We start from the raw sequence: 18,086 nt of genomic DNA on the forward strand, positions 1-18,086 counted from the left end.
TCCAGCAGCGGCACGGCGACCCGGCGGGTGGTGTCCAGCGCCTTGCGCGCCTCGCTCAGCGTGAACGGCTGCGGCAGCCGGGCGAGCATCGCGGCGGCCCGCGCGTCCGCGCCCGGCAGCAGCACGATCCCGTCGGCGACCCGCAGCAGCGCTCCGGCCGCCTCCGCGGCGGCCACCGCCTTGCGGTCCAGCCCCAGACCGGCGAGCCGGCCGGCCTCGGGCGCACGGAACGGCGTCCTCGCCAGATCCGCGCGGACGGCTTCCACGGCCGCCTCGACGGCGGGCGGCAGCGACGGACGCAGGCTGCCGACCGCGTACAACCGGCCCTGTCGTACGGGGAGTTCGGGTGTGGCCGCGGCGAGCGCGTCGACCAGCGACCGGTCGGGCAGGTCCAGCAGGCGGCGGGCGGCCTCCGTGGGCAGCCCGGGATCGAGGGCGTGCTCCTTGGCGTGCCGTTCCACCTCGTCCACGAGGCGCTCGCCGAGCCGTGCCCAGTGCGCGGGGTCGGCCAGCCAGTCACCGGCGACGGGTGCGGCCGGCACCGGCACGCCCATCGCGAGCAGCTCCGAGCGCCGGATCAGCCCGCGCCGCCGCAGTTCCTGCGCTCCGTCCGGTGTGCCGGTCATGGTCGTGAGCTCCGCCGCCCGGGCGTGTCCCGCGCCGCGCCGGGCGAGCCGGGGCGGACGGACGTCGAGCACGGTCGCGGCGCTGGGCACCCGCCCGCTTCCGGGCTCGCGCAGCACCGCGCGGTCGCCGACCCGCAGCGGCAGTTCCCGGCTCAGGGTCAGCCGGGCCGTGTCCTCGCCCAGCGGGCGGACGCCCACCGGGACGGCGGCGGTGCCGATGTGGAGGGTGACGGAACGCGGCAGGTCGGCCGCGGACTCCCCGGTGATCCGGACGTCGACGAGCCCGGTGCGCAGCCAGCGCTCGGGGGCCAGCAGGACGGTTCCGCGCCGGAGGGCGTCGGCGCCGGTCCCGTGCACATTGACGGCCACGCGCGCCACGCCGCTGACGGCGTCCCGGTCCTGGTGCAGCGACTGAAGCCCGCGCACCCGCAGCACGGCCGCACCGTCCCCGGTGACCAGCCGGTCCCCGACGCGCAGGGTGCCGGAGCCGAGCGTGCCGGTGACCACGGTGCCGTGGCCGCGCACCGTGAACGCCCGGTCCAGCCACAGCCGTACATCGGCATCGGCGGGCGGAACGGGCAGGGAAGCCGCCAACTTCCTTAGCTCGGAGCGCAGTTCGTCGAGACCGGCACCGGTCACCGAGCTGACCGCGACGGCGCGCACGGCACCGAGCGAGGTGGCGGCCGTCCGCTCGAGCGCATCCGCCAGCACGGGAGCCGGGTCGGCCAGATCGCTGCGGGTCACCGCGAGGACGGCGTGCCGCACGCCGAGCGCGTCGAGGATCGCCAGATGCTCCTGGGACTGGGGCTGCCAGCCCTGGTCGGCGGCGACCGCGAAGAGCACCGCGGGCACCGGCCCGACCCCCGCGAGCATGGTCGCCACGAACCGCTCGTGGCCGGGCACGTCCACGAAGGCCAGATGCTCGCCGTCCACGCCGAGCCGGGTCCACACGAAGCCCAAGTCGAGGGTGAGCCCCCGGCGCCGTTCCTCCTCGAAGCGGTCCGGTTCCATGCCGGTCAGCGCCCGGACCAGGGCCGACTTCCCGTGGTCGACGTGCCCGGCGGTGGCCAGCACCCGCATGACGTCCGCCCCCTACCTCTTCGCCGCCGCGCGCACCGCTGCGCCCAGCCGCTCGTCGTCCTCGGGCGGCACCGCCCGCAGGTCGAGCAGACAGCGGCCCGCCTCCAACCGCCCGACGACCGGGACCCGTCCGGTGCGCAGAGCTGCCGCGAAGGGCTCCGGCAGCGACAGTGCGGCGCTCGGTAGGGTGACCCCCGGCGCGCCGCCGCCCCCCACGGTCGCGTCGCTCTCGACCACGCGGACGTCGACACCGTCCGCACCGAGCGCGGCGGCGAGCTTGTCGGCCCGGGCGCGCAGGTCCGCCGGGTCGGCGGTCAGCCCCGCCGCGGTGGGGGTGGGCGGACCGGCGAGGGTGGCCTCCAGGGCGGCCAGCGTCAGCTTGTCCACGCGCAGGGCGCGGGCGAGGGGGTGCCGGGCGAGGGCCCGTACCAGATCCTCGTCGCCCAGCACGAGCCCGCACTGCGGGCCGCCGAGCAGCTTGTCGCCGCTCGCGGTGACCAGCGAGGCGCCGGCACGCAGCTGCGTCTCGGCGTCCGGCTCGTCCGGGAGCAGCGGGTGCGGGGCGAGCAGCCCGGAGCCGATGTCGACGACGACCGGCACGTCCAGCCGGGCCAGTTCGGCGACCTCCGCGGCGCGGGTGAAACCGGTGATGAGGAAGTTGGACGGGTGCACCTTCAGCACGAAGCCCGTGTCCGGCCCGACCGCCGCGGCGTAGTCGTCGACGGTCGTGCGATTGGTCGTGCCGACCTCGCGCAGCCGCGCGCCCGTGGAGACCAGCAGATCCGGCAGCCGGAAGCCGTCCCCGATCTCCACCATCTCCCCGCGGCTGACGACGATCTCCTTGTCGGCCGCGAGCGCGGTCGCCGCGAGAACCAGCGCGGCGGCACCGTTGTTGACGACGTGCACGGCCCCCGCCGCCGGCACCCGGTCGTGCAGCGCCCGTAGCGCCGTACGCCCGCGACGGGCCCGTACGCCCGTGGCCAGATCGAGCTCCACGTCGGTCGGGCCCGCGGCCTCGCACACCGCGCGACGGGCCGTGTCCGAGAGCGGGGCGCGGCCGAGGTTGGTGTGCAGCAGCACTCCGGTGGCGTTGATCACCGCACGCAGCCCGCACGCGGAATCCGGCAGCAGCGCGACCGCCTCGTCGGCGACGCCCTCCGGCGCGAGCCGGCCAGCCCGCGCGAGCCGCTGCGCCTCCCGCACCGCCGCCTTGACCACGGGCGCACCGAGCCGCTGAGCGGCCTCGGCCAGCCGGGGCTCGCGGAGCAGGACGTCGGTGCGCGGGATCAGCCGCCGCACGTCGTGATCGGGCACGGCGGACGCGGCATCCATGCTGTGCTGCGCGGCGTTCGTCGTCGTCGACCCGCTCTCCGGCTCCATCCGGCTCCCGCTTCCTCCACCCGTTTCCGGCTGCCCGAGGAGGTTCATCGTCTCCCAGTGCCCAGAACCGGTCGATCGACACGCCACGGCGGGCGAGGGCCCGCGCCTGGTGCCTGTCTACGGAAGCGGGGGGAGGTGCTCGTTGTGCCAGGCGACCGCGCGGCGGATCTCCGGCGCGTGCAGGCCGGTCCGGCAGGCGAGCTGCTCCAGGGGGAGGGCGGAGGGCCCGTGCATCAGCACGCGGTCGATCTTCGCGGCCCAGAGCTCTTCCTGGACGTAGGGGCGCCGGCGATAGCGCTCCCTGAGCGTGTCGAGATGGGCCTCACCGCAGGCCGTGAGGCGGCGCAGCCCGTCGGACCAGGGGCGCTCGGGGGCGACGGCGGAGGAGTCGGGGACGTGGCAGAGCACCGCCTCCTGCTCCGGGAAGACCTGGCCACAGAGGTCGCAGAGCTCCAGGGGGAGGGCCGGCCTGGGGTTCGCGGTCTTCTTCCTGCGCTTCCACATAGCCACTCCCGTCGATGATGGCAGGAAACCGGAGCCGACGCCGTACGGAACGGGCCTTCCGTACGGCGTGCTTCTCGGCGAGCAGCCCGGGCGCGGTCCGTATGCGTTCGGGGATCCTCACCGGTCGTCCTCGCGGCCGTCGTCGCAGGCGTCCCGGTGGGCCGCGTCCTCCAGGCCGGTGTCCGGCTCGGAGGCGAAGCGGAGTTTGCGGGCGATGACGTCCCGCGCCACCTCGGTGACCGTCCGGCCCTGGGTGAAGGCCCGCGCTCGCAACCGGTCCAGGGCCTCTTCGGGGGCCAGGTTCAGCTGCACCATCACCATGCCGACCGCTTGGTAGACCTCGCCGTGATCGGCCTCGGAGGCCTCCAGCCATGACGCGCGCTCCTCTTCCGCGGCCGCCTGTCCGGCCGCGCGGGCGCAGGCGTGCAGGTTCGTGAGGGCGAACGTGACGGCGTCCCGTGTCCACGACGCGATCCGCAACTCGCGCTCCGACAGCTCGCCGGGGGAGCGGCGGTACAGGTCGAGGGTGCCGATCGCGGCGCCCTCCGCGCCGAGCGGCAGCGAGAACACCGCCCGCACGCCCAGTGCGACGGCCTCATGGGCGAAGACGGGCCAGCGACCGGAGTCCGGCGCCGTGGTGAGGTCCGCGGCGAGCATGGCCGTCGCCTGCTGGATCGCGGAGTGGCAGGGGCCGTCGCCCAGGGTGTACTGCGCTTCCGCCAGGCGCGCCGCGGTCGTGTCGCTCGCGCACCAGGTGGCACGTACGGTCGCGCCGCCCGAGATCGACACGGAGGCCCCGGTGACGGGGAGCAGGGCCACACACGCGCGGCACAGTGCCGCGGGTATCCGGTCGGGGGCGAGACCCCTGGCCACGGTCGCCAGCGCCTGGGAGACGCGCAGCCGGTCCTCCGGTTCGAACGGCTCACGGCCGTGCGGCCGCCCGGGAACGTCAGAGCGCATCGTCGGGCCCCCCGTCGCGCGCAGTACCTTCGGCGCGCAGGACCCGGCCGTTTTCGCGGCCGCTCGCGCGGGAGGTCCCCACGGTTTTCGGATGTCGCCACGTCGACCGTGCCGTCGAGGCCGTGCGGTTGTTCCGGGCGCCTGGCACGAGAAGCTCCTCACGTGCGCCGATGACCGAATACCTGTCGCAGGCATGTGATCCGGCCGTGGCCCGGCGCCTTGTCCCGGCGGGGACACATGATCGCCCGGCACGGGCGGGTCAGCCCTCGCCCCTGGCGCTGTTCCAGTCGGCGCTCGTGTGTGCCGCGGGCGAGGCGCTGCGGTCCTCGACACGGGCGACACACGTCCGGATGCCCTTCTCGTGGAGATGGCGGGACGTCGCCCGGCCGATCTCGGAACTACCCAGGGCTTGCTTCCTCGTGGTGCGCGGGGTCATGGCGCTTCAACTTCTCTCTGCCGCAGAAGCACTCGGCCGGTCAGGCCGAGGTCCGCCGTGTCGAACGGCGCCGGGGTCTCGTTTGTCGTGCCCCCCGGGTTCCCGAAGCGCTGCGGGTGTAACCCGTAGTGCGGATCCACGACGGTTCCCGTTCCCAGGCGTTGACGTGGACGGCTGTGTCCCACCGCCGGCTCAGACACGTCCGCCGGCGGGCTCCTGCCGGGCCGCGGATTCGAGGTGTCCGGCCAGCCGCTGCGCCTGGAGCAGGAGGGCGAAGTACGCGGAGGCTTCCTGAGGCCGGTCGCGCAGGGGGTCCGGCGCCAGCCCGTGCAGATCGTCCACGGCGGCACGCATCGCCGCGGCGGCCTCCCGGAGATCGTCGTGCCGCTCGGCGCCGAAGCCGCTGCGCGCGTAGAGCCGCACCAGCTCCGCCGCCCGGGTCAGGAAGCCGGCATAACCGCGGACCAGGGGCAGCCGGGACCACCGTTCCTGCCGGTCCTCGGTGGCGGCCTCGAGCAGGGTGCGGGTGAGTTCCGTGGTGTGCACGGCGGCGTACTCCAGCACCACCATCACCTCCTCGTGGTCCTTGCCCGGGAGCGACTGGGCGAGGGTGCGGCGGCGCACGTTGCCCCACAGGCTCTCCCTGCTCCAGCCGACGGCCGACCGGCACTCCGCCACCAGGTGCTTGAGATGCAGGGCCCGCTGGTGCCAGTCGTTCGCCTCGTCCTCGCCCCACCGCCCGTCGAGCAGGCACCGGGCCGGCGCGTCGAGGATCTCCGCCGTCTCGTGGGCGGCCTCGCCGAGCGAGGCGCGGGCGTCACGCAGATAGACGGGCGGCCGGATCAGCGCGTTGACGGCGATGCCGACCACCGCTCCGAAGGCGGCCTCGGCGATCCGGAACCCGGACGCCGACAGGCTGACCTGGGTGTCCGTGAGGACGAAGAGGGCGCCGGTGGCCGTGTAGATCCCCTGCCGGCCGAGGCGTGACCACGAACTGAGCAGGACGACCAGGGGCAGTACGAGGCCCATGACGCCGATCCTGTTGTGCATCAGCAGGATCAGGCCGGTGGCCACCATGGTTCCGGCCGCGATCGCCGCCAGCTGCTGCAGCGCGTGGGCGACGGACTGGTAGACGGTCGACTCGACGAGCAGGATCGCCACCCAGGGCGCCATGTAGGCCATGGGTGCCTGGAGCCACCAGCCGACCACCGCCCAGGACAGCCACGCCGCGAACGCGGCCTTCAGCGCCTGCGCGGCGAGATCCCGTTCCCTGCACGGTCCTCGCCACGCGCGGCGGACGCCCTCTGCGGCCCCCGACCATCGCGCGCCCGCGGTCCGCGTCATCTCCGACGTCCATGTCATCCGGTTCCGGCCCCGCCTTCTCCGTGTCGCGGAAAGTAGCGCGAAATCTTGCAGAGGGGCCGGGTGCCCCGGAGTGAGGGGCTGAATGCGATGACGATGATCACCCTCGGCGCCGACGCCGAGGGCCGCGTGGTCGGCCACCCAGACCCCTGGTGCTCAGGCGAAGTCGATCTCCTTCGCCGCGACGACACGGGCGCCCATGTTGCGCTCCATCATTTCCAGGGCCGCGGATCCGAGGCGGGGGTGGATGGAGGCGACGGCGTCCTTGGGCACCGTGACCTCCAGGTGGCGGATGTGCGCGTCCAGGGCGGAGTAGAGGACGCACTGCTCGGTGACCTGGCCGCTGAGCACCACGTGATCGACGCCCAGGCGCCACAGGAGGTAGGACATCGGGGTCTCGTAGAAGACGGAGTGCCGCGCCTTGAGCACGAACATCGAGTCGTCGTCGGGCCGCAGCGGCTCGACGAGGTGCCGGTGCGACGTGGCCAGCGCCTTGTCCACGATCTCGCCCTGATGGGAGCGCCACGAGCCGAAGTTGTCGTTCGCGTAGACGATCGGCACGTCCGCGTCCCGGGCCCGGGCGATCAGGTCCGCCACGACGGGCACCACGCGTTCCGCGGAGGGCAGCAGCAGCTCGGCGTCCTCGTGATCGTAGGTGTTGATCATGTCGATCACGACGAGTGCGTGCACGGTGCCTCCTGCGGAGCGTTGCGCGGTTCCGGGGAACGCGGGCGACGCGCTGGCGAGTACCCGGCCGAAGCGCGAAGCTAACGGTGAGGGGGCACGCCGTCTCTCTGCTTCCCGTGGCACTTCCCGGGAACTCGGTGATTCGGAAGGCGGAGTCCCCAGTGCGCCGGGAGGCGTTGTGAGCCAGAAGCAGGCCACGCCGGATGTCGCACCGGAGCCGGTCGACACCTCGCTGCTGGACGTCGTCCGGGACTGCGGCGCGTCCCGCGGCCTGCTCTATGTCCTGCCGAAGGACGGCGACGCCCTGTGGCTGGTGGCGCTGACCGGGACACCGCGTGAAATGGCCGTTCCCTGGACCCGCGTGGGGCTCGCCGACGCGGTCCCGGTGGCCGACGCCGTACGGGCCGGGCGCCTCGTCTGGGTCGGCGACATGGAGGAGATGGCCCGCCGCTATCCGCGTACGTCCCTCGTGCTCCCGTACGCCTTCGCGCTGGCCGCCGCGCCGATCACCGCCCGGAACACGGTGGTCGGCGGGCTGGTGCTGCTGTGGCCGGCCGCGCATCCGGCCCGGCTGAGCGGCGCCGAGCGCGCGGTCGTCGAGAACGGCTGCCGCCGGCTGGGCGGGCTGCTGGAGGACGCGGGCCTTCGCGACGGTCCGCGCCCGCCGGGTGAGCCGCGGACCCTGCCCCACCCCTCGCGCGCCCGGGCCGCGCCGGCCGTAGGGGGCGAGGCGGCGGCGTTCATCGCCCGGCTGCCGGGAGGCGCGTGCGCGCTCGACGACACCGGCCGCTTCACCTTCGTCACGCCCGAGGCGGCCAGGCTGCTCGGCGCCGAGGCGGGCTCCCTGCTCGGCGCGCTGCCCTGGGAGGCGCTGCCGTGGATGGACGTCGCAGAGATCGAGGACCGCTACCGGGCCGCGGTGGTGAGCGAGCGGCCCACCACCTTCCGTGCCGTGCGCCCGCCGGACACGCCGCTGGCCTTCGCGCTCTACCCGGACGCCTCCGGCATGAGCGTGCGGATCACCCGCAGCGACCGCGACCCGCGGGACGAACTGCCGGCCGGCTCCGCGGCGCCCACCGCCGACATCGCCGGGCGGGCGGCCCCCGCCGCCGGCGGACCGGGCCGGGCGGGATTCCTCTACCACCTGATGCACCTGGCCGCGACGCTCACCGAGGCCGTCGGCGTCCAGGACGTCGTGGAGCAGACCGCCGACCAGCTCATGCCCGCCCTCGGCGCGACGGCCATGGCCGTCAACGCGCCGCGCGACGGCCGGCTGCGCATCCTCGGCCACCGCGGCTACGACCCCGACATCTTGGCGCGCTTCGACAACCTCCCGCTCACGGCCGACACACCCGCCCTGCGCGTGATGGAGAGCGGCAGCCCGCACTTCTTCAGCCGCTTCGAGGAGCTGCGGCGCTCGTACCCCGACGCCGTCCACCTGGACGACAAGGTGTCCTGGGCGTTCCTGCCGCTGATCGCCTCCGGCAGGCCCGTCGGCTCGCTCGTCCTCGCCTACGACCGGCCACAGCACTTCGCGCCCGCCGAGCGCGCCGCCCTCATGGCGCTGGCGGGGCTCGTCGGCCAGGCCCTCGAACGGGGCCGCCTCTACGACACCCAGTTCGCCGTCGCCCGCCAGCTCCAGGCCGCCCTGTTGCCGCGGCACCTGCCCTCCCTGCCCGGGCTGCGCGTCACCGCCCGGTACCAGCCGGCCGGGCACGGGGTGGAGGTGGGCGGGGACTTCTACGACCTCATCCGCCTGACCGACAGCACCATGGCGGCCGCGATCGGTGACGTCCAGGGACACGACATCGACGCGGCGGCACTCATGGGACAGGTCCGCACCGCCGTGCACGGCCACGCCGCCGCCGGCGCCTCCCCGGGCGACGTGCTCGCGCGGACCAACCGCCTGCTCGTCGAGCTGGACGCGGGCCGGTTCGCCAGCTGCCTCTACGCGCACCTGGACCTCGCCCGCCAGGCCGCCTGTCTGTCCAGCGCCGGGCACCCGCCCGCCGTGCTGCGGCACGCCGACGGCCGCACCGTCGTCCTGCGGCCCCCGCCCGGGCTGCTCCTGGGCATCGAGCGCGAGGCGGACTACCCGGCGGTCGAGTTCCCGCTGCACCCCGGCTGCGTCCTCGTGCTCTACACGGACGGACTCGTCGAACGGCCCGGCGTCGACCTGGACGACGCCATCGCCGCACTCGCCGACCTGGTCGCCCGCACCGACCCCGAGGACCCGGACGTCATGGCCGACGCCCTGATCCGCCACGCCGCCGACTGCCCCGACGACCTGGCCCTGCTGATCCTCCACGTCACGGGTTCGGAGGGGGCGGGGGACGGGTGGCGCGCCTGAGGGTGGCGCGTAGACACGGATGGAGCGCGTGCGTACGGCGCGCTTCAGATGTCGCGCCGCTCCAGCGGCCGAACGGCGGGGCCCTGCAGAATGCTGCCGTCCGGCGCGAACCGCGAGCCGTGGCACGGGCACTCCCACGCCTGTTCGGCACGGTTGAACGCCACCAGGCAGCCGAGATGGGTGCAGCAGGCCGAGACCGCGTGGAGCTCCCCGCTCTCGTCCCGGTGGACGGCGCACTGCCGCGCGCCCACCCGCACCACCGCACCGTCGCCCGGCGCGATGTCCTCGGGCGAGGTAGGACCCGTCAGGGACGCCAGACGGTCGCCGACGAAGTGCCGGGCCACCTTCGCCTGGTTCTTCAGGAAGGTGGTGCCCTCGCGGACCACCGGGGCAAGGCGGCGCGGATCGTAGAGGCCGGCCCATTCGACCTCGCGCTGGTCGACGAGGTCACTGATCAGGCGGCCCGCCATGATGCCGCCGCTCAGCCCCCAGCCGCCGAACCCCGTAGCCACGTACGTGTGATGGCTGCCGGCGCGCATCGGCCCGACGAGCGGCACGGAGTCGGTGGAGTCGTTGTCCTGCGTGGCCCAGCGGTGGGTGATCGTGAACCCTGTGAACCGGTCGGCGGCCCAGGCGGACAGCCGGGCGAAGTGCGCTTCCACGTCGGCCGTACCGGGGGTGATGTGTTCCCCGGTGACGACCAGCAGGCGCTTGCCGTCCCGGTAGGGCGCGCTGCGCACGGACCGGGTGGACCGCTCCGGCGTGATGTACATGCCGCGCGGCGCCTGCTCCTCGTCGATGGTGCCGGCCAGGACCAGTTCGCGGCGCGGGGAGAGCCGGGTGAAGAGCAGGGCGCGGTCGAAGACGGGGTAGTGCGTGGCGACGACCACGTCGTCGGCGCGCACCGACACGCCCGCGTCGGTCTTCAGCACGCAGGGCTCGCCCTCGGAGAGCCCGACGACGCGCGTGCCCTCGTAGATCGCTCCGCCACGTCGGCGCAGGTCCTCCGCGAGCGCCAGCAGGTACTTGCAGGGATGGAACTGGACCTGGTCCCTCACGCGAACCGCGCCGGCGATCGGGAAGGGCAGCTCCGACGCGGTGACGAAGTCGGCCGGCAGCCCCGCCTCGCGCGCCGCCTCCGCCTCGGCGCGCAGGTGTCCCACGTGCCGCCGGTCCTCGGCATAGGTGAAGGCTGCCGCCTCCTCCCACTCGCAGTCGATGCCGAGCTCGTCGACGATCTCGGCGGCGTGCTCGATCGCCGCGGTCTGCGAGCGGGCGTAGAGCCGAGCGCCCTCGGGGCCGCGGGTGCGGCGCAGGCGGTCGTAGACGAGCGTGTGCTGAGCGCTGAGCTTGGCGGTGGTGTGCCCGGTGACCCCGGCGGCGATCCGGTCCGCCTCCAGCACGGCCACGGCACGCCCCCGCCGGACCAGCTCCCAGGCCGTGCTCAGCCCCGCGATGCCGCCGCCGATGACGGCGACGTCGACACGGATGTCTCCCGACGGCGGGGAAGTGGCCTCGCCGTACTGCGCGGTCTCGAGCCAGTACGACCCCTGGATGTTCGTCTCGGCGTTCATGGGCGCCGAGTGCCCGTCTCGCGACGGTGCACGCGGGGCTACGTCATGAGGCGCAGGGCGCCTTCCGCGGGAGGGCACGGCGGCGGGTGCGGAATCGGCGAGTTCACAGCCACGAGGTGAATCGGTCCCGGGTGCTGCTCATCCGGCACAGCAGCCGGAAGGCCTGCAGCACCGTGAAGGGCCACAGTGCGGCGAAGCTCCATATGACGGCCGGGTCCGAGGTACGGATGCCCAGCACCGCGAGGAACAGCGAGGCGCAGGTCAGCATCGCCACCGACAGCGCCAGCCGGCGCCATGGGCGAGGCCCGCGCAGTTGGCCCATGCGCCGGACCAGGCGCCGGTCGCTGATGAGGTCGGCCTCGATGTGCCGCAGCGTGAGCCGTTCGTGCGGTGTGAGAATTGTGTCGTCGGGTTCGTTCCGTTCGTTCACGATCAGCACCTCGTTCCACCCGGCCGGCCCGCGGCACCGGGCACTTGGCCCGCCTCGCCTCGCGTCGTGCCGCGCGAAGGCCCGCAGTGCCCGGTGATGCCTCATCGTGTGCCCCGGAACCGCCGTACGACGCCTCCCGAAGGGCATGGGTATGGGCGCGAGGGTGAGCCCGGGTCGGACTTCGGTCAGACCCCGGCGAGCAGACCGTCCAGTGGCGCCGGGACCCGGTCGGCGTCGAGGGCCTCGACGAGGACGCGGCCGTAGTGGATCTTGCGGCCCTTCTTCGTGCCGAAGAAGCGCCTCAACTGCTGTTGCGAGGTACGGCCTTGCTGGGCCGGCTGGCGCAGGAACGTCTGCAGGGCCCGCTCGTCGCCCTCCTCCCGCACGAGTTGCTTGACCCGCGTCACGCCCAGCGCGCGGATCAGCTCGTCCTCCAGGTCCGCCGCGCAGACGAAGAACCCTTGCCGCGCCGGGCTCGCCTCGGCCAGCGCGCGGGCGTAGAAGGGGCGCTCCCGTTCGTCGCACAGTCCCGTGAGGCGGAGGCCGAGTCCGGCCGGTCCGAGGATCCGGACGAAGCGCCCGACGCTCATCGCACCGCCCATCGGCAGGACGCACACCCCCTCGTCCGCCAGGTCCCGGCCGCGCCGCGCTGCCAGCGCACCGACCGCGGCGACATCACTCGGCCCTTCGAGCAGGACGGCGGTCCGGACGGGCAACCGCGCCGCCAGTTCACGTGCGGCGTCGCCGGACCCACCGGCCGCCCAGGCGATGACCGCGTCCCGGAACGACCCCATGTCAGACATGGGACGAGTCTCCATTCCGGCCCGCCCGCACGCCAGAGATTTTCGACCGCCGTCGGTACGGCGCCGCGCCCCACCGGGCGACTGAATCCGCAGGCCGGGCGGCGTGTCCGGGCCGGCGGGACGGCCGGCTCGGCGCAGGGTGATCGGGACTGTCGTCGTCGAGGAGGAACCGTGAAGCGTCGTGTCGTCGCCGTCCTGGCCGCTGCCGTCGCGGGCCTGGTGCTGTTCGCCGCACCTGCCGTGCCCCATGACGGCCGCGGCGACGTGGAGAGCAGCGACTGGAACTTCCCACTCACCAACATCGGCCTGCTGTGACCGGGAAGCCCGACAGCCGGACGGCGACGACGAGTTCGCCACCGTCCGGCTGTCGGGCGTGAGAGCGTGCGCCGGTCCGTCAGCAAGGGCCTGCCGCGTCCTGGTACGTCCGCTCGAGGATCTCCCGCACCTGAGCCTCGTCCGGAATCCGCGGTGCGTTCCTGGTCACCGCGTCCGCGACCGCGCCCGCCGCGATGGACGGGAGCAGCGCGCGGTCGGCGCCCAGGTCGCGCAGCGGGCGCTTGATGTCCAGGGCGGCCGAAATCTCCCGGACGGCGGCCACGGTGGCGCGGGCCCAGTCGCCGTCGGCCGGCGGGTCGAGGCGCATGGCCCGGCCCGCCTGCTCGTACGCCTCTCCGGCCGCGGGCGCGCTGAACTCCATCACCTCTTCCAGTACGGCGGCGAGCGCGACTCCGTGCGGAGTGCCGGTGTGTGCGGTGAGGGCGTGGCCGATGCCGTGGACGAGGCCCAGGCCGGAGAGGGTGAGGGCCTGCCCGGCGAGATGTGCGCCCATCATGAGCTCGGCGCGGGCGTCGAGGTCCGAACCGTCCCGGTACGCGGCCGGCAGCGCGCGGCTCACCAGCGTGACGGCCTGCGTGGCGTAGGCGACGGAGAACGGGTTCGCACCGCGCGAGGCGAGCGACTCGATGCCGTGCACCAGCGCGTCGATCCCGGTCGCGGCGGTCGCGGCAGGGGGCAGCCCGAGCGTCAACTCCGGGTCGAGCAGCGCCACTTGCGGCCGTACCGAAGGGTGTCCGAGGTAGACCTTGCGGTGGGCCTCGGCGTCCTCGATGACACCGAAGCCGTTGGTCTCGGCGCCGGTTCCCGAGGTAGTGGGGATCGCGACGAGCGGCAGTCCGTCCGACGCGTCCCAGAGGTGGTCGGCGTCGGCGGCCACCGCGTCCGGGTTGCCGACGAGCAGGGAGATGCCCTTCGCCGCGTCCAGCACCGAGCCGCCGCCGAGGGCGACGACCGCGGCCGGGCCGAAGGCGCGGGCCCGGGCCGCGCCCGCGTCGACGTTGCCGGTGGACGGATTGGGCGCCACGTCGTCGTACACCGCGTACTCGATGCCGACCGCGTCCAGCGTCTTGAGGACGCGGTCGGCGACGCCCGCCGCGCGCAGTCCGCGGTCGGTGACGACGAAGGCCCGCCCGTGTCCGGTGGCCGCGATCAGCTCGGGGAGCCGGTCGATGCGACCGGGGCCGAATTCGACACGGCAGATGCCGTCGATGCTCATGGGAGAGGGGGAGTTCATGGGTGCGGCTCCAGTGAAGTCGGATGTCAGACCGTCAGGGCCGCGTCGTCCAGTGCCGCGGCCGGGTTGGGCAGCCGGAACTCCTGTCCGGCGAGTGACTCGTAGAGCCGCACCGGGCTCATCTCGCCCGACAGTTCGCCGTGCTGGGCCTTGGAGCGGCGGTAGATCTGCTCGACCAGGGCGGACAGTTCGGTGGAGACGCCCAGGTCGCGGCCGAGGTCGACGGCCAGGCCCAGGTCCTTGCAGGCGAGCGCCATGGCGAACGAGTCGTCGTAGTCGCCGTCGGCGAGCACGCACATGATGTCGTTCTCCAGGAAGTGGGAGGCGGCCGGGCTGGCCAGCAGCGAGCTGCGCAGCACCCCCAGGTCGACGCCCGCCTTCACGCCCATGGCGAGCACCTCGGCGGACGCGACCAGGTGGCTGAACCACAGCAGGTTGATCATGAGCTTGACCGTGTAGCCGGCGCCGAGCGGGCCGACGTGCAGGATGCGGTCCGGGTCACCCATGGCCTCCAGGACGGGCAGCGCGATCCGGAAGTCGTCGTCGAGCCCGCCGACGAAGATCTGCAGCGCCCCGGCGTCGGCGCCCCGAGCCATGCCGCTGACCGGCGCGTCGAGGCGGCGCACAGCGCGGGCATCGAGCACCTCGGCCGCCACCCGGTCGGCCGCGGCCGGTGTGGACGTCGACATGTCGATCCAGAGCGCACCCGCCGGAAGGGCCTCGGCGGCGCCGCCGCGCAGCAGCACGTCCTCCACGACGCGCGGGTTGGGCAGCATCGTGATCAGGAACTCCGCGTCCCGGGCGCAGTCGGCGGGGGAGTCCGCCCAGCGGGCGCCGAGCGCGAGATGCTCGACGCCGGCCTCGGGCCGGGTGTCGTGCACGGTGACCAGGTGTCCCGCGTGGATCAGGTGGCGGGCCATGTGGCGTCCCATGTTGCCCAGGCCGATGAAACCGATCCTCATCAATGTCCTCGCTAGGTGGCGGTGTGGTGGATGGTGGGGGCAAGGGCCGTTCAGCCCAGGTTGATCCAGGTGGTCTTGAGCGCCGTGTACGCGTCCAGCGCGTGCAGGGACTTGTCGCGGCCGGCGCCGGTGGCCTTGAAGCCGCCGAAGGGCGTGATGACGTCGCTGGCGTCGAAGGTGTTGATCCATACGGTGCCCGCCCGCAGCCGCTTCGCGGTGCGGTGGGCGACGGTCACGTCCCGCGTCCACACCGAGGCGACCAGCCCGAAGTCGCTCTGGTTCGCCAGCCGTACGCCTTCGTCGACGTCGCCGTCGTACGACACCACGGCGAGGACCGGGCCGAAGATCTCCTCCTGGCCGACGACCGAGGTGTTCTCCACGCCGTCCAGGACGGTGGGTTCGACGAAGCTGCCGCCGGTGCCGGCGAGGGTGCGCCCGCCGCCGAACAGCACGGTCGCGCCGTCCGCCCGGCCGCGCTCGATGTAACCGAGGATCTTGGCGAGTTGGGACTCGTCGACGATCGGGCCCATCACCGTGGCGGGGTCCAGCGGGTCGCCGGTGCGGAAGGTGTCGGCCGTGATCCGCCGTACGGCGTCCATGAGCTGGTCCTTCACGGAGGCGTGCACGACGACGCGGGAGCCGGCGTTGCAGGTCTGCCCGGCGTTGTAGAAGATGCCCCACGCCACGGCGGAGGCGGCGGCCTCGATGTCGGCGTCCGCCAGCACCAGTTGGGGCGACTTGCCGCCCGCCTCGACGGCGACCTGCTTGCCGTTGGACTCGCCCGCGTACACCTGGAACAGCCGGGCGACCTCCGCCGAGCCGGTGAAGGCGATCTTGTCCACCTCCGGGTGGCGGCCCAGCGCCTGCCCGGCGACCTCGCCGCGGCCGGGCACCACGTTCAGGACCCCGTCCGGCAGTCCCGCCTCGGTGGCCAGGGCGGCCAGCCGCAGCGCGGCGAGGGAGGTCTGCTCGGCGGGCTTCAGCACGACGCTGTTGCCGGTGGCGAGCGCCGGTCCGAGCTTCCAACTGGCGATCAGCAGCGCGTAGTTCCAGGGCACGACCGCGCCCACGACCCCCAACGGCTCCCGGGTGATCAGGGCCAGCGCGTCGCCCGGCGTCGGCGCGATCTCGTCGTAGGACTTGTCGATCGCCTCCGCGTACCAGGCGATGGTCTCGGCCGCCTTGGCCACGTCCACCCGCACCGACTCGGTGATGGGCTTGCCCATCTCCAGGGTGTCGAGCAGCGCCAGCTCCTCGGCGTCGGCGAGGATCAACTCGGCCCAGCGCAGCAGGATCCGCTTGCGCTCCTTGGGCGCGAGGTCGCGCCAGCGCCCGTCCTCGAAGGCGGCACGGGCGGACCGTACGGCCCGGTCGACGTCCTCGGCGGAGGCCGCCTGCACCTCGGCGAGCACCTTGCCGTCGCGCGGCGAGACGCTGGGGAAGCTGTCGCCGGACGTGGCGTCGGCGAAGGCGCCGTCGACGAACGGGCGGGTCTCGAAGGTGAGTTTGTCGGCCGCGGCCTGCCACTCCTCGTACGACCGCCCCAGCAACTCGTCGATGGTGTGCGTCACTTGATCCTCCAGCGGTCGATCGCGTCCTCGTCCAGTTCGACGCCGAGGCCCGGCCGGTCGGGCACTTCCAGGCAGCCGTCGGCGTTGACCCGGACCGGCTCGGCGAGCATGAAGTCCCGGCGCTCGGGGGTCCAGCCGGGCGGGTCGTAGGGGAACTCGAAGAAGGGGCCGCCGCCGACGCCCGCGGCGACGTGCAGGTTGGCGAGCACGCCGATGCCGTTGGTCCAGCTGTGCGGAGTGAACTGACGGTGTTTCAGATGTGCCAGCTCAGCCAAGGTGCGGGCGCGCTGCATGCCGATCGCGAGCACCACGTCCATCTGGTAGATGTCGAGCGCGTCCTCCTCCAGGTAGCGCAGCAGCTCGGTGGGGGAGTGGTGCATCTCGCCGGCCGCGATGCGCACGCCCGGGTTCTCCGCGCGCAGCCGCTTGAAGCCCTCCAGATCGGCGTACGGCAGCGGCTCCTCGACCCAGAACACGTCGAGTTCGGCGAGCCGGGCGATGGTCCTGCGGGTCCTGGCGAGGTCGGAGGCGGGCGCGGTGTCGCCCGCCATCCGCCAGGACTGGTTGAGGTCGACCATGATCTCGAAGCCGTCGCCGAGTTCTTCGCGCACGGCCCGCACCGCCGCCACGCCCTCGTCGACATGGTCGCGGTCGATGCGGATCTTCATCGCGCGAAAGCCCGCCTCGCGCACCTTGAGCGCCGTCGCGACGCGCTCCTCGGGGGACTTGAGCTCGCCGGAGGAGGCGTAGGCGGGCAGCTTCTTGGCCGCGTTGCCGAACAGCTCCGCCACCGGACGGCCGTGCACCTTGCCGATCACGTCCCACAGGGCCGCCTCCAGGGGCCAGTAGTGGGCGCCGTGGAAGTTGGCGGTCTCGATCGCGCGGACGTGCCGCGTGATGTCGAGGGGGTCCTCGCCGACGAACAGGTGCTTGTAGGTGTCGAAGCCGTCCATGAGGTCACCGGAGCCGATGCCGGTGATCCCCTCGTCGGTGTGCACGCGGACGATCGTGGCGTCGAAGTGGCGGCGCGGCTCGGGGTCCCAGGCCGCGCGGAACGGCGGGTCCAGTTCGAGGCGGAGGCGGTCGAGCGTGATGTCGGTGATCTTCATCGGACCAGGGCCTCCGGGGAGGGGGCGTAGAAGGGGTTGGCGGGCCCGGCCTTCGCCGCGTCCAGGGCGTCGGCCACGGACGGCGTGCCCGTCACGGCGGCCCGGATCGCGCCGTACGCCGCCTCACGCTGGTTGCGGAAGGACACGTCGAGGTCGTCGACGCCCGGGTTGACCCACACCGCGGCGATGATCAGCAGGTCGTCGGCCTGGCCGGCCGGGATCAGGTCCTCGGCGACGGCGTCCAGGACGCCCTGGGCGAGGCCGGCCTGGGCGGACCCCCAGGTGGCGCGCTCGTGCAGCTCACCCGCGGCGGCGGCCTTGTTCACGAACAGGGTCAGCGGCTTCACCGGCACCGACGGCCGGACGACCGTCATGAACGGCACGTGCCCCGAGCTCGGCGTGGCCAGCGCGGTCGCCCAGGCCGTCTCGACCGGGCCGCCCTTGCGGCCGATCACGACGTTCGTGTGCGCGGCGTTCGCACCGTCACCGACGAAGGACTCGCCGATCAGCGCGGTCGCGGCAAAGGGGGGCATCGGAACTCCTGGACCTGGGAAGCGTGATTCATGGGGGTACGGCGGGAGCGGGATGAACCTCGCATTCGGTGCAGTTCATCCGGCCCGATGCGGCGAATCTAGGTCTGGCGCACCTCGCCCGCAAGGCGGTCACGGGAATCGAAATGCCG

At 73.5% G+C, this 18,086-nt stretch carries 16 protein-coding genes and 1 pseudogene; 2 read left to right on the forward strand and 15 right to left on the reverse strand.

Features of this window, described 5'->3' with window-relative positions; genetic code table 11:
* Positions 1-17: 17 nt before the first annotated feature.
* From ACFU97_RS42820 to ACFU97_RS42850, 7 genes and pseudogenes are all read right to left on the reverse strand, one after another.
* Positions 18-1,706 (reverse strand): annotated as a pseudogene (locus ACFU97_RS42820) (GTP-binding protein); the annotation flags it as partial.
* A gap of 12 nt (positions 1,707-1,718) precedes the next feature.
* Positions 1,719-3,038: an L-seryl-tRNA(Sec) selenium transferase gene (gene selA, locus ACFU97_RS42825; protein ID WP_384267903.1), complete on the reverse strand. Its 1,320-nt coding sequence runs from the start codon at positions 3,036-3,038 to the stop codon at positions 1,719-1,721.
* 165 nt (positions 3,039-3,203) lie between these two features.
* Complete coding sequence (locus ACFU97_RS42830) at positions 3,204-3,590, reverse strand: hypothetical protein (RefSeq protein ID WP_384267843.1); 387 nt, start codon at positions 3,588-3,590, stop codon at positions 3,204-3,206.
* 117 nt (positions 3,591-3,707) lie between these two features.
* On the reverse strand, positions 3,708-4,550 hold the full coding sequence (locus tag ACFU97_RS42835) for a GAF and ANTAR domain-containing protein (protein ID WP_384267846.1): 843 nt from the start codon (positions 4,548-4,550) through the stop codon (positions 3,708-3,710).
* 259 nt (positions 4,551-4,809) lie between these two features.
* Entirely contained in the window at positions 4,810-4,986 is a 177-nt protein-coding gene (locus ACFU97_RS42840; RefSeq protein ID WP_384267849.1) for a hypothetical protein, read from the reverse strand.
* Positions 4,987-5,178: 192 nt separating this feature from the next.
* Positions 5,179-6,330, reverse strand: a complete 1,152-nt coding sequence (locus tag ACFU97_RS42845) for an aromatic acid exporter family protein (protein ID WP_384267852.1) — start codon at positions 6,328-6,330, stop codon at positions 5,179-5,181.
* 174 nt (positions 6,331-6,504) lie between these two features.
* Entirely contained in the window at positions 6,505-7,038 is a 534-nt protein-coding gene (locus tag ACFU97_RS42850; protein WP_384267855.1) for a cysteine hydrolase family protein, read from the reverse strand.
* A gap of 175 nt (positions 7,039-7,213) precedes the next feature.
* Here ACFU97_RS42850 and ACFU97_RS42855 point away from each other — a divergent pair, with 175 nt between their 5' ends.
* Positions 7,214-9,385, forward strand: a complete 2,172-nt coding sequence (locus ACFU97_RS42855; protein WP_384267858.1) for a SpoIIE family protein phosphatase — start codon at positions 7,214-7,216, stop codon at positions 9,383-9,385.
* Positions 9,386-9,429: 44 nt separating this feature from the next.
* Here the strand turns inward: ACFU97_RS42855 and ACFU97_RS42860 are convergent, their stop codons facing one another.
* The 3 genes from ACFU97_RS42860 to ACFU97_RS42870 form a co-directional block, all read right to left on the reverse strand.
* Positions 9,430-10,959 (reverse strand): FAD-dependent oxidoreductase, encoded by a 1,530-nt coding sequence (locus ACFU97_RS42860; RefSeq protein WP_384267860.1) that lies wholly within the window; start codon positions 10,957-10,959, stop codon positions 9,430-9,432.
* 103 nt (positions 10,960-11,062) lie between these two features.
* Positions 11,063-11,389, reverse strand: a complete 327-nt coding sequence (locus ACFU97_RS42865; protein ID WP_384267863.1) for a DUF3040 domain-containing protein — start codon at positions 11,387-11,389, stop codon at positions 11,063-11,065.
* Positions 11,390-11,574: 185 nt separating this feature from the next.
* Positions 11,575-12,192 carry a TOPRIM nucleotidyl transferase/hydrolase domain-containing protein gene (locus ACFU97_RS42870; RefSeq protein ID WP_384267865.1) on the reverse strand — a complete coding sequence of 206 codons (618 nt, stop codon included), beginning with the start codon at positions 12,190-12,192 and terminating at the stop codon, positions 11,575-11,577.
* Positions 12,193-12,363: 171 nt separating this feature from the next.
* Here ACFU97_RS42870 and ACFU97_RS42875 point away from each other — a divergent pair, with 171 nt between their 5' ends.
* Positions 12,364-12,507: a hypothetical protein gene (locus ACFU97_RS42875; protein WP_384267868.1), complete on the forward strand. Its 144-nt coding sequence runs from the start codon at positions 12,364-12,366 to the stop codon at positions 12,505-12,507.
* A gap of 79 nt (positions 12,508-12,586) precedes the next feature.
* On the opposite strand, the gene ACFU97_RS42880 is transcribed toward ACFU97_RS42875, so the two are convergent.
* Genes ACFU97_RS42880 through fae form a run of 5 tightly spaced genes read right to left on the reverse strand, consistent with a single transcriptional unit; the run spans position 12,587 to position 17,937 of the window.
* The gene (locus ACFU97_RS42880; RefSeq protein WP_384267870.1) at positions 12,587-13,762 is read right to left on the reverse strand and encodes an iron-containing alcohol dehydrogenase family protein; all 1,176 of its coding nucleotides are present in this window, start codon (positions 13,760-13,762) and stop codon (positions 12,587-12,589) included.
* Between the two features lie 26 nt (positions 13,763-13,788).
* Complete coding sequence (locus ACFU97_RS42885) at positions 13,789-14,724, reverse strand: NAD(P)-dependent oxidoreductase (protein ID WP_384267872.1); 936 nt, start codon at positions 14,722-14,724, stop codon at positions 13,789-13,791.
* 50 nt (positions 14,725-14,774) lie between these two features.
* Entirely contained in the window at positions 14,775-16,295 is a 1,521-nt protein-coding gene (locus tag ACFU97_RS42890; protein ID WP_384267874.1) for an aldehyde dehydrogenase, read from the reverse strand.
* Entirely contained in the window at positions 16,292-17,404 is a 1,113-nt protein-coding gene (locus tag ACFU97_RS42895; RefSeq protein WP_384267877.1) for a mandelate racemase/muconate lactonizing enzyme family protein, read from the reverse strand. Before ACFU97_RS42895 ends, ACFU97_RS42890 begins: the two co-directional genes overlap by 4 nt.
* Positions 17,401-17,937: a formaldehyde-activating enzyme gene (gene fae / locus ACFU97_RS42900; protein WP_384267878.1), complete on the reverse strand. Its 537-nt coding sequence runs from the start codon at positions 17,935-17,937 to the stop codon at positions 17,401-17,403. Before fae ends, ACFU97_RS42895 begins: the two co-directional genes overlap by 4 nt.
* Positions 17,938-18,086 lie beyond the last annotated feature (149 nt).

The sequence above is a fragment of the Streptomyces sp. NPDC057616 genome, from assembly GCF_042800575.1.
Lineage (GTDB): Bacteria > Actinomycetota > Actinomycetes > Streptomycetales > Streptomycetaceae > Streptomyces.